The organism is Pseudofrankia sp. EUN1h (genome assembly GCF_001854645.1).
Classification (GTDB): Bacteria; Actinomycetota; Actinomycetes; order Frankiales; family Frankiaceae; genus Pseudofrankia; species Pseudofrankia saprophytica.
The window spans coordinates 37,329-52,683 of sequence record NZ_MBLN01000043.1 but is presented as its reverse complement, the minus strand read 5'-3'; the positions used below and the strand labels follow the sequence as shown (position 1 = coordinate 52,683).

General features: G+C 72.4%; 12 protein-coding genes. 10 read left to right on the top strand and 2 right to left on the bottom strand.

Going from position 1 to position 15,355, the window contains the following annotated elements; genetic code table 11:
• The first annotated feature begins 12 nt into the window (after positions 1-12).
• Positions 13-153: a hypothetical protein gene (locus tag BCD49_RS44055; protein ID WP_198536224.1), complete on the top strand. Its 141-nt coding sequence runs from the start codon at positions 13-15 to the stop codon at positions 151-153.
• Between the two features lie 75 nt (positions 154-228).
• Here the strand turns inward: BCD49_RS44055 and BCD49_RS10820 are convergent, their stop codons facing one another.
• Both BCD49_RS10820 and BCD49_RS10815 read right to left on the bottom strand, forming a co-directional pair.
• Complete coding sequence (locus tag BCD49_RS10820; protein ID WP_027141400.1) at positions 229-1,389, bottom strand: FAD-dependent monooxygenase; 1,161 nt, start codon at positions 1,387-1,389, stop codon at positions 229-231.
• Between the two features lie 52 nt (positions 1,390-1,441).
• Positions 1,442-4,531, bottom strand: a complete 3,090-nt coding sequence (locus tag BCD49_RS10815; protein ID WP_007515580.1) for a BTAD domain-containing putative transcriptional regulator — start codon at positions 4,529-4,531, stop codon at positions 1,442-1,444.
• Between the two features lie 280 nt (positions 4,532-4,811).
• Here BCD49_RS10815 and BCD49_RS10810 point away from each other — a divergent pair, with 280 nt between their 5' ends.
• The 9 genes from BCD49_RS10810 to BCD49_RS10770 all read left to right on the top strand — a co-directional run bounded on the left by BCD49_RS10810 (position 4,812) and on the right by BCD49_RS10770 (position 15,337).
• Positions 4,812-6,245 (top strand): amidohydrolase family protein, encoded by a 1,434-nt coding sequence (locus BCD49_RS10810; RefSeq protein ID WP_007515581.1) that lies wholly within the window; start codon positions 4,812-4,814, stop codon positions 6,243-6,245.
• 43 nt (positions 6,246-6,288) lie between these two features.
• A complete protein-coding gene (locus BCD49_RS10805; RefSeq protein ID WP_071041449.1) occupies positions 6,289-7,374 on the top strand; it encodes a TauD/TfdA family dioxygenase in 1,086 nt (361 codons plus the stop codon).
• A gap of 54 nt (positions 7,375-7,428) precedes the next feature.
• A complete protein-coding gene (locus tag BCD49_RS10800; RefSeq protein ID WP_007515584.1) occupies positions 7,429-8,130 on the top strand; it encodes a flavin reductase family protein in 702 nt (233 codons plus the stop codon).
• A 254-nt stretch (positions 8,131-8,384) separates the two neighbouring features.
• The gene (locus BCD49_RS10795; RefSeq protein ID WP_007515585.1) at positions 8,385-9,470 is read left to right on the top strand and encodes a BMP family ABC transporter substrate-binding protein; all 1,086 of its coding nucleotides are present in this window, start codon (positions 8,385-8,387) and stop codon (positions 9,468-9,470) included.
• A gap of 112 nt (positions 9,471-9,582) precedes the next feature.
• The gene (locus tag BCD49_RS10790; protein WP_007515586.1) at positions 9,583-11,454 is read left to right on the top strand and encodes an ABC transporter ATP-binding protein; all 1,872 of its coding nucleotides are present in this window, start codon (positions 9,583-9,585) and stop codon (positions 11,452-11,454) included.
• A complete protein-coding gene (locus tag BCD49_RS10785; protein ID WP_007515587.1) occupies positions 11,451-12,704 on the top strand; it encodes an ABC transporter permease in 1,254 nt (417 codons plus the stop codon). Before BCD49_RS10790 ends, BCD49_RS10785 begins: the two co-directional genes overlap by 4 nt.
• Positions 12,705-12,816: 112 nt before the next feature.
• Entirely contained in the window at positions 12,817-13,728 is a 912-nt protein-coding gene (locus BCD49_RS10780; RefSeq protein WP_007515588.1) for an ABC transporter permease, read from the top strand.
• 127 nt (positions 13,729-13,855) lie between these two features.
• Positions 13,856-14,359 carry an AAA family ATPase gene (locus BCD49_RS10775; protein ID WP_051467522.1) on the top strand — a complete coding sequence of 168 codons (504 nt, stop codon included), beginning with the start codon at positions 13,856-13,858 and terminating at the stop codon, positions 14,357-14,359.
• A gap of 147 nt (positions 14,360-14,506) precedes the next feature.
• The gene (locus BCD49_RS10770; protein ID WP_232794415.1) at positions 14,507-15,337 is read left to right on the top strand and encodes a hypothetical protein; all 831 of its coding nucleotides are present in this window, start codon (positions 14,507-14,509) and stop codon (positions 15,335-15,337) included.
• Positions 15,338-15,355 lie beyond the last annotated feature (18 nt).

Below are 15,355 nucleotides of genomic sequence, written 5' to 3'. Positions count from 1 at the left end.
CAACGTCACCGGGTGTACGAGATCGTGCTGCGCGAGGGCCAGCCCGAGGACATCCTCGCCTACGTCGACGGAGCACTGCTGGTCGACGCCTGGCCGGAGCTGGTCCTGCCAGCGCCGATCCGCCGCGCGTGGGAACGAGTCGTCGCCGGGTGATCACTCCGTTGTGACGGGCGGTGGCGATGTCACGCCTTGGCGGGTGTTCGCGACCAGACAAGGTGCCGCGCGGCGTCACGCGGGCGGGCCACTGAGCGACGGGTAGTCCTTGAGGTCGATGCCGGCGGCGAACTTGTCCGTCGCCTTGAGCATGGCCCGCAGCAGGAACTTCGACGCGAACGTCCAGTTGCGCATTCGGATTCTCGCCTTGCTCCCGGGCGCGAGGAACGGGCCCGCGTTGCCCTTTTTGGCGATCTTCGCGTAGTCGCGGAACTCCTCCTCGTACCGCTGGAAGGCGACCCGGTGATCCCCGCCCGCCGCCAGCAGTTCGCCGGCCAGGACGTGGGCGCCCACGATGGCCAGGCCGGTACCGAAGCCGCCCAGGGTGTTCCCGTACCCGGCATCGCCGAGCAGGACAACCCTGCCCCTCGCGTAGTGCTCGGTCTCCACCCGGCTGATCGAGTCGAGGTAGAAGTCGCCCGACTGCGGCACCCTGGACATCAGCTCGGGAATACGCCACTTGCCGCCACGGTAGGCGGAGACGAGTATCTCCTTCTGCCGCTCGGTGTCGAAGCGGTCGTACTCAAGTTGTTCCGAAGCGAAGACGAAGAACGCGGGGGCCTTGGGGCCGCCGAGCGCGGCCATCCGACCGGGCTCGTTGTACATGACGGCCTCGCCGTCGACGCCGAGGTCCGCTAGGGCGTAGTAGTGGCCGAGGAAACGCACGTGGTCGGCCTCGGCCCCAAAGGCGAGCCGCCGGACATTGGAGTGGATGCCGTCGGCGCCGACGACGAGGTCGAAGGTGCGCGGCGCGGCGCGTTCGAAGGTGGCGTGCACGCTGCCGGCAGTCTCGGTCAGTGAGGTGATGGAGTCGCCGAAGACGTACTCGCAGCTGCCCGCCGTCCGCTCGTACAGCAGCTGGGCCAGGTCGCCGCGGCGGATCTCGATCTCGCCGCCGGTGAACTCGCCGGGGATGACGGCCAGCGGCTTGCCGCTCGCGTCGATGATGGTCTGGTCGCGGCCGCCGGTCTGGCGCAGCCGGACCTCCTCCAGGAGGCCCATCCGTTCGAGGACCTCGCGGTGGGTAGCGCCCTTGAAGTCGACGGCCTGGCCGCCGGCACGCAGCGCGGCCGCCTTCTCCACGATGGTGACAGTGGCGCCGTAGCGGTTCAGCCAGTAAGCGAGGGCAGGGCCAGCGATGCTCGCGCCGGAGACGAGGACCGTCGTGTTCTTCATGTCCGGCAGCATCGCGGCGGGCGCTGACAGCCCACCGATGGTCGGCTGACGGTTACCCGCCCGCACCGTCAAGGGCTGTCAGCGCCTGCTCGGGAGTCATCGCCGCGCCCCGCGCAAACGCCTCGGCGAACGCCGCGGCACCCAGGCGCTCGCTCGCTTCCCGGGCGATCCCCGTCACGTCCACATCGCCCGCGACCGCCGTTCCGCGCAGCGCCACCGCGGCCCCGAGTAGCAGCGCGGCCCGCTCATCAGAGCCACTCAGCAGGGCCGCGCCTGCCTGTCCCTCGGCGGTGTCAGCGAGGACGGAGGCCAACGGGGAGGTCCGTGCCGCGGCCAACGCCTCGTCGTGCCGACGTAGCGCCTGAGCCGGTTCGCCGGCGGACCCGGCCAGGCGGCCGAGCGCGGTCAGGGCACGAGCCACGGTCGACTCCGTGCCGAAGTCGCCTGACTGCGCGGATTCCAGCGCCTGGCTGAGCCAGGTCCCGGCCGCACGCGTATCACCGCGCAGCCGGGCGATCTCGCCCAGCCCGAGCTGGACTGCCGGCGGTGTGCCCGGCTGGCCCGCCTGGGCGCTCAGCCCGACGGCCCGCCGGTAGTCGGCGCTCGCTCCGTCGAGGTCGCCTTGGCGTACCCGGCACCCGGCCCGTCCGCACAGCAGGTCCGCGTGTTCCTCCAGCGCGCCGAGCTGCTCCAGCAGCTCCAGCGCCTGGGACCACAGCTCGTGCGCACGTTTCCACTCGCCCCGCCAGCTCGCCACCTGCGCCAGCCAGTCGAGCGCCTGCGCGGTGCCCCACCGCTCGCCCAGAGCGCGGAACAGAGCGAGGACATCCAGCAACTCACGCTCGCCGTCGGCCGGCCGCCCGCCGAGCACCTTCAACAGGCCATGGCTCAGCCGGCCCAGGGCCACATTCCACGGATCCGAGCCAAGCAGCCGGTCGGCCCCGGAGACCGGCGAGACCGGCGGCCCAGCAGCCATGCCCCACAGCGCCGCACCGAAGGGGTGCAGCAGCGCCCGGTCACGGGTCCGCATGATCCGGCCCGCCCGCACCCAGTGCTCGGGCTTCGCCTTCGGCACGGCGTGCACGACGCAGCTGACGTACTCCTCCTCCAGCCCGTCGGGAACCTTGTCCTCATCAGGGAGCTTGGTGAGCAGTTCCGCGGCGGCCTGGCCGGCCTCGCCGCGCCGCCCGCTGAGCCACCAGTACGCGGCAAGCGCGGCGACCATCCGCAAGGCGGTCTCCCGGTCGTCGCGGACCGCCCAGTGCAGCGCGGCCATCAGGTTGTCGTGCTCCGCCGACAGCCGGGCCAGCCAGTCGAGCTGTTCGGACCTGCGCAGGTGCGGATCGGCGCGCTGGGCGAGCTCAAGGTGGTAGCGGGCGTGCGCGCGCCGCAACGGCTCCTGCTCGCCGGCCTGCGCCAGCCGCTCCGCGCAGAACAGCCGGATCGTGTCCAACATCCGGTAGCGCTCGCCGTCAGTCTCCACCAGCGACCTGTCCAACAGGTCGGCCAGCACCTCGTCGGCGTCGGCCACCTCGCAGACCGCCTCGACCGCGGCCAGCGAGGCGCCGCCGGAGAACACCGCGAATCGCCTGGCGAGCACCTGCTCGGCGGGGCCGAGCAGGTCCCAGCTCCACTCCACCGCGGCACGCAGCGTCTGCTGGCGGACCGCCGCCGTGCGGTCGCCGCGGGACAGCAACTGGAAGTGGCCGTGCGCGGCGAGCCGGTTCGCGATCTCGACGACGGTGAACTGCCGCAGCCGAGCCGCCGCCAGCTCGACCGCAAGGGGCAGCCCGTCGAGCGCGGCACATATCTCGACCACGGTCTGGACGTTGTCCTGCCGCACGGTGAAGCCCGGCCGCACGGCGGCCGCCCGGTCGGCGAACAGCCGAACCGCGGGGTAGGCCAGGGCGTCCCCCGCCGCCGTATTCGGCGGTGGCGTGTCCAGCGGAGCCAGCGGCAGCAGCGTCTCGCCGGTCAGCCCGAGCGGCTCCCGGCTGGTCGCGAGGATCGCGAGCCCGGGACACTCCGCCAGCAACGTGCGAGCCAGCGCGGCAACCGAGGCGATGACATGCTCACAGTTGTCCAGGACGAGGAGCAGCTCCCGGTCGAGCGCGGCCACCAGGCGGCGGGTCGGGTCCGTAGCGGGAGACCGGAAACCCGACTCGCGCAGCCCGACCGCACCCAGCACCGCCTGGGGCACTTGGTCCCCGCTGTCGAGCGGGGAAAGGTCCGCGAAGCACACCTCCGGACGCGCCCGTCCGGCGGACTCGATGACCAGCCGGGTTTTGCCGCTCCCACCCGGCCCGATGATCGTGACCAGCCGGGCGTCGCGCAGCTCGTCGAGCCGCGCGAGCTCCCGTTCTCTGCCGACGAAGCTCGTGAGCTGCGCGGCCAGGCCTTGCCGTCGGGAGGGCGGGGCGGCTTGCCGCGCGCGCAGGATCGCCAAGTGAGTATCAGCCAGCTCAGGCGAAGGATCGGCGCCGAACTCGTCCGCGAGTAGCCGCCGAGCCTCCTCGAACTCCGCCAGCGCCTCGGCCTGTCGCCCAGACGCGTGCAGGGCACGCATGAGCTGCCCTCGCGGCCGCTCCCGCAGCGGGTGGGCAGACACCAGTGCCCGTAGCTCGGCGACCGGGCTGCCCTCCGGCAGAGCGAGCTCAGCCTCGACAAGATCCTCGGACGCGGCGAGCCGCAGCTCCTCCAGCCGGGCGGCCTGCGCCTGACCGTAGGGCAGGTCGGCGAGAGCGGGCCCGCGCCACAGCTCCAACGCCGCCCTCAGCGCGGCGACGGCGCCGGCGTTGTCCCCCGCGGTGAGCAGCCGCCGCCCCTCCCGAGACAGCCGATCGAACCGATGGACGTCCACGTCCTCGGGGTCGACCGTGAGCCGGTACCCCGCACCCTGGAAGGCGATCAGGTCCGCGGGCAGGCTCCGGCGCAGCCGCGACACGTGCGCCTGCACCGCGCCCACGGCTCCATCGGGCGGGCCATCGCCATACTGGCCGGCGATGATCTGCTCCACGCCGACCACGCGCCCCGCGTTCAGCAGCAGAATCACCAGCAGCGCGCGCGGCCTGGGCCCACCGACGTGAATCGTCTCCCCGGTGGCGGACCGTACCTCCAACGGCCCGAGGATTCCGAACTGCATGGGTCGATTCTCCCAGCGTGCGGGCAACCACGACGTCGCCCCAGTGGCCGCACAAGCCGAACGCACTGCGGCGGTGCGTTGGGCCACCTGGCCCCGCACGTGCCACCGGCGGCGAGCAATCGGCCATCGGCCGTGAACGCCATGGACCGTTCCTGAGCGCAGTGCCGCGCCGGCTATGAGCATCGCCACCCCGGGTGTCCGGCCGGTTGCGAGCGTGCTGGCGCGGCCTTGTGGCGCGAGCACATAGGGGCTCGCGCGAGTGGTTTCTAGCATCCGGCCTATGACAGCCGAGCCGACCAGGCCGAGTGCGCGGACCCGGGGCGCTGACCTGCTCGTCGTGGGCGGGGACGTCGTGACGATGGACGCGGGGCGGCGGGTCGTCGCGGGCGGGGCGGTCGCGGTGCGCGGGACCACGATCGCGATGGTGGGGCCGGCCGCCGCGGTCAGGGCGGCGTTCCCCGGGACGCCGGAGCTGGACGCCACGGGGTGCGTCGTCACCCCGGGAATGGTGGACGCGCACCAGCACACCACCGGGGACCCGCTGGCGCGCAGCGCGATCCCGGACGACATCGACTCCCGGGCGTCGATCTTCCAGTGGGCGGTGCCGCTGCACGCCGCGCACGAGGCCGAGGACGACGAGGTCTCGGCGCTGCTGACCGCGGTCGAGGCGCTGCGGGCAGGGGTGACGACGATCGTCGAGCCGGGCACCGTCGCGCATCCGCTGACGGTCGGCGCGGCGCTGCGGCGGGCGGGGATCCGAGCGACGCTCGGCACCTGGGGCTGGGACGTCCCGGACGTGCCGTTCTCGCTGCCGACGGGCGAGGCGCTCGCCCGCCAGGCCGACGTGATCCGTGCGTTCCCGCCCGCCGGTGCGGGCGGGGATGGGCTGGTCACCGGTTGGGTGACGCTCGTCGGGCACTACCTGGCCAGCGACGAGCTGCTCGTCGGGGCCGCCCAGCTCGCCGAGGAGTTGGACACCGGCTTCACGATGCACCTGGCGCCCAGCGTCGACGACCGGCACGCCTACGCCGAGCGCAGTAGGCGCGGGCCGGCCGAGCACCTGGCCGAGCTCGGCGTCCTCGGGCCGCGGCTGTTGCTCGGCCACGCCGTCTGGATGTCCGAACGCGAGATCGCGACGCTCGCCGAGACGGGCACGGCCGTCGCCTGCTGCCCGTGGGCCTACCTGCGCCTCGGCCAGGGCCTGACCAGGGCCGGGCGGCACGTGCCGTTCCTGCGGTCCGGCGGGCGGCTCGCGCTCGGCTGCGACGCGCACAACGCGGGCGACAGGGTCGACGTGCTGGGCGCCGCCCGGCTGCTCGCCGGCCTGTCCCAGGACGCGCCGGTCGAGGGCGTGCCGTCGCTGCGCGCGCATGAGGCGTTCGAGGTGGCGACCGTCGGCGGCGCGGAGGCGATCGGGCTCGGCGAGGTGACCGGCGCCCTCGTCGAGGGCAGGCAGGCCGATCTCGTGGTCTTCCGCACCGACGACCCGGCCTGGGTACCGCTCGGCGACCATGCCCGCCAGCTCGTCTGGAACGCGCCGACCCACACCGTTCGGGACGTGCTCGTCGCCGGCCGACCGGTCGTCCGCGACGGCCATGTGACCACCGTCGACGAGGGTGAGCTGTGGGCGTGGGCGCGTGAGCGCTCCGCGTCCCTGCTCTCCCGCGCCGGCATCGAGATCCCCCGCTCCTGGCCGCTCGCCGCCGGCGAGTAGCCGTTGTGCCCAGACCCTCGCCCGTAGAAGGGATGGCCGGCCCATGAACACCACGACCTCGCCGACGTTGGAACCGGTCAGGGGGCCGTTCGTCTGGCGCGGCGACGAGCTGTCCGGGACCGACGAGTGGATCTTCCACCTGGGCGACGAGCAGGTCGCCGAACTGGAGGAGGCCGGGCGCCGGTTCGTCGCCGACGACCCGGACCTGCGGTTCGTCACCGCCACGGAGTACCCGCTGCCGGTCTGCGCCGAGGCGATCCGCGCGTTCGGCGCCGATCTGGACTCCGGCCGTGGCTTCGTGCTGATCCGCGGCCTGCGGATGGAGGAGTACGACGACACCCTGGCCGCCGCGATCTTCTACCTCGTCGCGCTGCACCTAGGCGAGCCGATGCGGCAGAACCTGCTCGGCGACGTCCTCGACCACATCGTCGGCGTCTCGGACAAGAAGTACACCGAGGGCGGCCTGCCGTCGCGTACCCGGGACAAGCTGCCGTTCCACTCCGACAGCTCGGACGCCGTCGCGCTGATGTGCCTGCGCCCGCCGGCCGCCGGCGGCCTGTCCAGCCTGGTCAGCGGTGCGACGGTCTTCAACGAGGTGCTCGCCCGCCGCCCCGACCTCGCGCCGCTGCTGCTCGAGCCGTGGCACTACGACTGGCGCCGCCAGGACCCGAACGCCCCGGCCGACACCTACACCTCGCCGATCGTCAGCTGGACCCGCGGCACGTTCAGCATGTACGCCGGCGCCGACATGATCGAGTCGGCGCACCGTTACCCGGGCGTTCCGCCGCTCACCGGGGCGCGGAAGGAACTGCTGGCGCTCGTCGACGAGATCACCTACGAGCCCGGGATCGCCCTGGACATGGACTTCCAGCCCGGCGACATCCAGTGGCTGCTGAACTACGCCGCGCTGCACTCGCGGACCGAGTTCGTCAACGGCCCCGACCGGGCGCGCCAACGTCACCTGCTGCGGATCTGGCTGCGCCGCAACGTCGACCGGCCGCTGGTACCCCGGTTCGGCAAGCACGTCGTCGTCGCCGCGCCGGACGCCCGCCAGGTCGGCCCGGGCGACGACACCGGCCGCTTCCGCATCGCCGCCGCCGCCACCATCCGCGAGCGCTKGGGCGACTGAGGTCGCAGGGCACACCAGAGGGAGCCGCGGGCACACCGGAGGGAAAGGAGACGCATGCCTGTCATCGACCTTGCTGATCGGAGTCCGGCGCAGCGGCAGGGGATCCTGTCGCAGCTGGTGGTGCCGCGGCCGATCGCGGTGATCTCGACGATGTCGGCGGACGGCGCCGTCAACGTCGCGCCCTACAGCTACTACATGCCGGTCTGCGGCCTGCCGCCGACGGTCGCGATCACCATGGGCACCCGCCGGGAGGCGACGCCGGAGCCGAAGGACACGTTCACGAATCTCGTCGCCAGTGGCGAGTTCGTCATCAACGTCGCCACCGCGCCGCTCGCCGAGCACCTCGAGACGATCGCCCGCGAGTACCCGGCCGGGGTGAACGAGGCCGCCCTCGTCGGCTGGAGGCTCAAGCCGTCGCAGCGGGTCGCGCCGCCGTCGCTCGCGGACAGCCCGGCGCAGCTGGAGTGCCGGGTCCGCGAGATCATCGACCGGGGCGACCCCGATGAGCCGTTCGCCGGCATCCACATCGTGCTCGCCGAGGTGATCTGCGTCGTCGTCGACGATGAACTGCTCACCGAGCCGAACCGGATCGATCCGGCGAAAATCTCCGCCGTCGGCCGGATGGGCTTTCCCTGGTTCGTGGTCGCCCAGCCCGAGACCATGATTGAGCTTGACCGGATCCCCTACGACCCGTCCGAGCAGATCCCGCCCGCGGCGCGGGTGCCGGCGGCTCGCTCGGAGATTGCCGGCATGTAGCGGTCGGGACAGGTCCGTGTAACGAACCGGGGGGCGGCCGGGACCGCCCGGAACGGTTGGTGCCGAAGGCACATGGGAGCGCGACGCGCGCTCGTCTAGCCTTCAGGTCAGTAAGGGGGCCCGCCCCGGACCCTCAGGGCGGGTCGCGCCTGCTGGCCGGTTCGTCCACTGGCCGGCGGAGACGGCCTTACAACGTCGTAGGCCGCGACATAACGATCTTTCACCAGCTCTTTCGCGGAAGGTACGACTACGACGTGACTGTTAGGTCTCTGCGCCCACGCGCCGCCGCTCTCGCCGCCGGGGCCGCCGCCCTGTCGATGCTCCTGGTCTCCGCCTGTGGCGACAACTCGGCCGACACCACCACGACCACGGCCAGCGGTACCCCGGCCGCGGCGAAGCAGCCCGACGTGAACGGCGACGGCAAGGTCGTCATCGGCATCCTCAGCCCCGGCGACACCAACGACAACGGCTACTACGAGAGCTTCGTCGCCTCCGCCAAGACCTTCGCCGACGACAAGGGCTGGAAGGTCATCACCCAGGACAAGCTCAACCCGGCGGACGCGGTGAGCGCGGCCCGCAACATGTGCCGGCAGAACGTCGACCTGGTCGCCGTCGGCGCGAGCGAGCTGAAGGACGCGATCCCGGTCGCCGCCGAGCCGGCCTGCGCCAAGACCAACTGGTACGTGGCCGCCGGTCAGGGCGTCGAGCAGACCCAGTACATCTCGACCTCGTCGGACGACGCCAACGAGAGCCTGCTCGCCGCCGGCTACGCCGCGGGCCTGCTGATGAAGGACAAGGGCGCGACCAAGGCCGGCTACGTCACCGGCCCCGAGCTGGACTTCTCCGTCGTCGCCTACAAGGCCTTCAAGGCCGGCGTCCGGATGGTCATCCCGAACGCGGACGTCGTCGCCACCTACACCGGCGACTTCGACGACTCCGCGAAGGGCCAGGAGGCCGCGCTCGCTCAGATCAACCAGGGCGTGCAGATGCTCTACCCGTACCTCGGCGGGGCGACCGACGCGGCCGCCAAGGTCGCGACCGAGCATGGCGTGCCCTCGCTCACCCCGGGCACCGACCGGTGCGGCGACACCACGGCCGACTTCGCCGTATCGGTGATCTTCAGCCCGGGTGACTACTTCACGGCCGCCCTCCAGTCCTTCGCCGCGGGCGACCTGAAGATGGGTGAGACCCGCAAATGGCGCATGGGCAAGGACGCCGTGCCGACCGTGAAGCTCTGCAAGGGCACCGACGCGCAGAACAAGGCCGTCGCGGACTTCATCGCCAAGGTCGGCTCGGGTGAGATCGTCCCGGCTGACGAGGTTGCCAAGCTCGCCAGCTGAGGACCGCCGAGGAGCGCTCGCTGGGACTGCCGAGCCGTGCTGGCTGGGACGGCCGAGGAGCGCTCGCTGAGAAGGCCGAGCCGCGCTCGCTGAGAACGGAGCGGAACCGACGATGACACAGACCCCGCGGGCCCCCCTGGCCTTCTCGATCGGCGGACCCGACCGGGGAGGCTCCTCGGGAGCCTCGCCGGCCGCGGCCACCGTCCCGGCCATCGAGCTGCGGGGCATCACCAAGCGGTACGGCCAGGTCATCGCCTGCGACGGCGTCGACCTGGCCGTCCGGCGCGGGGAGATCCACGGGCTGCTCGGCGAGAACGGCGCCGGCAAGTCCACCCTGATGAAGGTGCTGTCCGGGCTGGTCCGCCCGGACAGCGGGGTGATCCTGCGCGACGGCGTGCCGGTGGACGTGGCCGACCCGCACGTCGCCGCCGGGATCGGTGTCGGCATGGTCCACCAGCACTTCAGCCTGGTCGGCGCGCTCACCGTCTGGGAGAACGTCGTCCTCGGCGACGGCCGCGACGGCGGCCCCGCCGCCGCCGGGGCGAACGAGCCGCGCGGCGCCGGTTGGCTCGCCGGCCTGCGCGGGCGGCGCGGCCGGCTGCGCCGTGACGAGGCCTGCGCGGACGTCGTCCGCGTCGGCGAGCGCTACGGCATCACCGTCGACCCGCTGGCCCGGGTCGACTCGCTGTCCGCCGGGCAGCGCCAGCGTGTCGAGATCATCAAGTGCCTTCGCCGGGACCCGGACGTGATCGTGCTCGACGAACCGACGTCGGTGCTCTCGCTGGCCGAGTCCCGCGACCTGTTCGCCGTCCTGCGCCGTGCCGTCACCGGCGACGGCGCGACGCGGGACGGTACCGACGACGACGCCCCGGCGAAGGGGGTCGTGCTGATCAGCCACAAACTGGCGGAGATCCTCGGCGCCACCGACCGGGTCACCGTGCTGCGCCGCGGCAGGGTCGTCGCCCGCCGGGCGACCGCCGGCACGGACGCGGCCACGCTGGCCCGCGAGATGGTCGGCCGGGAGGTCTCGCTCGGCGAGGAGGCCGCCGCCCTTGGCCTGACTCCGGTCACGCCGGGAACGGGCGTGCCCGGCGTGACCGGTGCCGAGGTCCCCGCTGGAGAGAACACGGCTGCCGAGGTCGTCGCCGCCGTAGCCGGTAGGGCTGACCTGGCTCGGGACGGGGCGGCGGTGCTCGAGCTGGACACCGTCACCGTGAGCGCGCCCACCGGGGCGCCGCCGCTGGACGGCTTCACCCTCGGCGTGCGTGCCGGGGAGATCGTCGGGCTGTACGGCGTCGAGGGCAACGGGCAGTTCGCGCTCGGCGACGTGCTCGCCGGCCTGGTCGTGCCCGACCGTGGCGAGGTGCGGGTCGCCGGCAGGACCGTCGACCTGCGCAGGCCCGGCGCGCTGCACGCCGCCGGCGTCGGCGTGATCTCCGAGGACAGGCACCGCTCCGGCGTCGTGCTGGACATGAGCGTCGCCGAGAACCTGGTGATGACCGACCTCGGGCCCGTCAGTGGCAGGTTGCTGATCAGCCGGCGCCGACAGCTGCGGCACGCCGCCCAGCTCGCCGAACGGTTCGAGATCTCCTGCCCGTCGCTGGACGCGCCGCTGCGCACCCTGTCCGGCGGCAACCAGCAGCGGGTGGTGCTCGCCCGCGAGCTCGCGGGCCGGCCGGCGGTGCTGGTCGCCGCCCAGCCGACCCGCGGCCTGGACGTCGGCGCGATCGAGGGGATGTACGCCGAGCTGCGGGCCGCGGCGGCCCGCGGGGTGGCGGTGCTGCTCGTGTCGACCGAACTTGAGGAGGTCATGGCCTTGTCGCACCGGATCGCGGTGATCTCGGCCGGCCGGGTGATCGGCGAGCTTGCCCCCGAGGAGGCCGACGCCGAACGACTCGGCCTGCTCGTCGGCGGCGCGGCCGGTCCCGCCCCTTCGCCCGGCCTCGCCTCAGCCGGCGCGACGACGAGAGGTGGTGAGCGGTGAGCACCCAGACGCCGTCCCACACCAAGGACTCGGCCGGATCGGCCGGGTCGACCGGGTCGACCAGGCCGGCCGGCCTCGCCCGCTCCGGCGGCCCGCTGGGCTCCGTCGACCGCGCGGCCAGGGCGCTGCTCGCGCCAACCCGGTCCGGCAGCCCGCCACTCGCCGTCGCGGTGGTCACCGTCCTCACCGTCGCCGCCGCGCTCGGCATCACCGCCGGTCTGGTCGCGATCGTCGGTGGGACGCCCGGTGAGGTGTTCTCCTCGATGCTCGACGGCAGTGTCGGCAGCCCGGGCGCGTTCAGCCAGACACTGCTGGAGGCCACGCCGCTGCTGCTCGTCGCCGTCGGTTCCTGCATCAGCAGCCGCGCGGGCGTGTTCAACATCGGCCAGGAGGGTCAGCTACTGATCGGCGCCTCGCTCGGCGCCTACGTCGGCCTGCGCACCCAGGGGCCGCCGGCGCTGGTGCTGACCCTGACGCTCGTCTGCTCGGCGCTCGGCGGCGCGCTGTGGGCCGCGATCCCCGCGGTGATGCGCTACCGGCGCGGCGTCGACGTCGTCGTCAGCACCCTGCTCATGATCTTCCTCGCGGAGCAGCTGGTCAGTTTCGTCGTCAGCAAGCCCTGGCTGCTGCAGGAGACCCGCGTCGCCGGGCAGGTGGTCGCGCCGCAGTCCAACGCGCTCGCCCCGTCGTTCCGGCTGCCCGCCATCGGGGACTACCCGGGCCTGACGATCAGTCTCGGCGCCTTCCTCGCGCTAGGTCTCGCGATCGTCGTGGCGGTGCTGCTCGCCCGCGGCCGCTGGGGCTTCAGGCTGCGGATGCTCGGCCACAACCCCCTCGCCGCCCGCCACGCCGGCGTGCGCGAGGCCACCTTCGGCGGGCTGGCTCTCGTGCTCTCCGGCGCGTTCTCCGGGCTGGCCGGCGGGGTGGTGCTCACCGGCGAGGTCTACMGGCTGCAGCCGGGGATGTCGGACAACTACGGCTGGGACGGCCTGCTGGTCGCGCTGGTCGCCAGGGACAACCCGATCGCCGCGGTCGTCACCGCGCTGGTGTTCGGCGCGCTGCGCTCCGGCGGCGGCGTGCTCGCCTCCACCGGCGTGCCGGCATACCTGATCGACATCACCCAGGCGCTGCTGGTGTTCGCCTTCGTACTGCCGCCGGCGCTGCTGGCCCTGTGGCGGTCGGCCACCGACCGCCGCCGCCATGCCGCCGCCACCTCCGCCCAGGCCGCGCCGTCCGGGGTCGCCGCGTGAACGGCGAGCGCGGCTCGCCCGGCGCATGCGGCGTGCGCGACGCCTGTGGCGCGATCCACGGCGAACGAAGCGACGGGGGCGACGGGGGCGACGGGGGAGAGGAGCAGCGGCGATGATCCTGGATGACGGCGCGACGATCCTGTCGAGCGCGATCCGGCTGGCCGCGCCGCTGGGGTTCGCGGCCTGCGGCGAGTACCTGGCCGAGCGGGCCGGGACGATGAACATCTCCATCGAAGGGATGATGATCACCGGCGCGTTCACCGCGGTGGCGACCGCGTCGGCGACCGGCTCGGCGACGCTCGGGCTGCTGGCCGGGGCCATCGCCGGCCTCGTCCTCGGCGCGATCCACGGCACCGCGTCGCACCGGCTCGCGGTGAACACCTTCGTCGTCGGGCTGACCCTCAACGTGCTGGCGCTCGGCGCGACCAGCTTCTTCAACGAGAGCATGGACCTCACCGGCCACCAGGTCGCCCAGGTCAGCATCCCGGTCCTGCGCGACATCCCGCTCATCGGCGAGCCGCTGTTCGTCCAGCGCTGGCCGGTGTACCTGCTGCTCGGGCTCGTCCCGCTGACCTGGTACCTCGTCGAGCGGACCAGATGGGGCCTGGAGCTGCGCGCCGTCGGCGAGAACCCGCAGGGCGCCGACGTCACCGGCATCCGGGTCAACATCCGGCGCCGGCAGGCGCTGCTCTGGTGCGGCCTGTTCTCCGGGCTCGGCGGGGCGCACCTGGCCGTTGGCGCGGTCGGCTCGTTCAACGACAACATGACGGCGGGCCGCGGCTACCTGGTGATCGCCGCGGTCATCTTCGGCGCCTGGCGGCTGCGCGGCACGATCCTCGGCGTCGTCCTGTTCGGACTCGCCGACGCGATGCGCCTCGCCCTGCCCGCCGTCGGCCTGAAGCTGAACAGCCAGCTGCTGATCGCCGCGCCCTACCTGCTGGCGCTCGCCGCGATGGTCCTGGTCGTCCGCCGCACCCGCCAGCCCGCCGCCCTCGGCAAACCCTTCACCCGCGGCATCGTCTGACACGGCGGCAGCTCAATCTTTGCTGGTCTTCCGCTTGAAGGACGGGCCCTGCCGCGCGGCCCGCCCCCACCATGTGGGGGCGGCCACCGCGCGCCTACTGGTATTTCAGGTCCCTACAGTTCTTGCCGTGGCAAGGGTGTTGGTGACGGGAATGTCGGGCGTGGGGAAGAGCACGGTTTTGCGCGAGCTTCATCGCCGCGGACACCTGACGGTGGACACCGACTACGGCGGCTGGGAGCTACCCGACGGCAAGTGGGATGAACGACGTCTGGCCAGGCTGCTGGCCGAGCATTTGGATCTTGTCGTCTCGGGCTGCGTGGAGAACCAGGGACGGTTCTACGACCGCTTCGAGCACGTCGTTCTCCTCAGCGCTCCGGTTCACGTACTCATCGACAGGGTGCGGCTGCGAACGAACAACCCCTATGGCAAGACCGTCGAACAGCAGGACGAGATCATCTACTACGCCCGTACGGTCGAACCGCGGCTGCGGAAGGGATCGACCCTGGAGCTGGACGGGCAACGGCCCGCGGCCGAACTCGCCGACGCCATCGAACTCCTCATGACGCGAGCGCCCTCGGCCCGGCCGGGGCCACGCGGTGGCCGCGGTGGCCGTGACGGGTTCGCTGGGTAGCCCCGGCCGGGCCGAGGCGGTGGCGTGGGGGCTGTCGAACCCGACAGGGGGACTGTCTGACCCGACAGGTATTGTCGCGGTATGCCCACGAACGAGCACGAGACGCCACTGGACCTGGTCCGTCTCGATCCGTCCCTGCCTGCCTGGGTGCAGACCGAGGTGTTCGGCGACGTCGCGCCCGCCTTCGACCACGCGGAGCTCGTCGACCCGAACGTCCGTCCGAGCACCTACCAGAGCGACGCGATGGTGGTCTTCCGCGACAAGAGCAACAAGGCTGTGCACGCTCTCGTCTACGAGATCCAACGCGGTCGGGACGTTGTCAAGCTGGCCACTTGGAAGATCTACGTCGGCCAGCTGGAGGCCAGGTTCAAGGTCCAGGCCCCGTTGCTGGTCCTCGTACCTGACCGCGCTACCGCCGCCTGGTACGGGGACAAGATTGCTGGTCAGACGAGCAGCGGCGCCCTGCCGGTTCCGCGGTTCTTCACGCCGGCCGACCTGCCGCGAGTCGTGAGAGAGGAGGCTGCGGTGGCCCACCCCGCGAGGACGCTGTTCGCGGACCTGTGCAACCTCGATGTGGACGCCAAGAACGTCGACGAGATGTTCCCCGCCATGCTGGCGGCGCTCGCCCAGCTGGACCCCGCCAAGTGGCTTTTCTACGATGATGAGATCAAGGGCCGCCTCTCTGAGGCTGCCCAGAAGCGATGGGAGACCTTCCTCATGACCACCGCCATCGGTCGGAGGTACCGGACCCGCGTCTACAACGAGATCGACGCGACGGCCGAGGCTCGAGGTCGGGTCGAGGGTCGGGTCGAGGGTGTGGCGCGGGCGACGCTGGCGCTGCTTGAGAAGCGTGGCGTTGCGGTGCCCGCGGAGATCCAGGACCGTATCTTGGCCTGCACCGACACGGAGCAAGCCGACCTGTGGTTCGACCGCGCGTTCACCGCGGCGACCGCGGAGGACGTCGTCCGGGGCGAATGATCCGGCGCGTCTCCGCGG

What these genes read in the sequence shown, in the direction of transcription:
- BCD49_RS10820 (WP_027141400.1), bottom strand. Translation starts at nt 1,389, where the DNA reads ATGAAGAACACGACGGTCCTCGTCTCCGGCGCGAGCATCGCTGGCCCT.
- BCD49_RS10815 (WP_007515580.1), bottom strand. Translation starts at nt 4,531, where the DNA reads ATGCAGTTCGGAATCCTCGGGCCGTTGGAGGTACGGTCCGCCACCGGG.
- BCD49_RS10810 (WP_007515581.1), top strand. Translation starts at nt 4,812, where the DNA reads ATGACAGCCGAGCCGACCAGGCCGAGTGCGCGGACCCGGGGCGCTGAC.
- BCD49_RS10800 (WP_007515584.1), top strand. Translation starts at nt 7,429, where the DNA reads ATGCCTGTCATCGACCTTGCTGATCGGAGTCCGGCGCAGCGGCAGGGG.
- BCD49_RS10790 (WP_007515586.1), top strand. Translation starts at nt 9,583, where the DNA reads ATGACACAGACCCCGCGGGCCCCCCTGGCCTTCTCGATCGGCGGACCC.
- BCD49_RS10780 (WP_007515588.1), top strand. Translation starts at nt 12,817, where the DNA reads ATGATCCTGGATGACGGCGCGACGATCCTGTCGAGCGCGATCCGGCTG.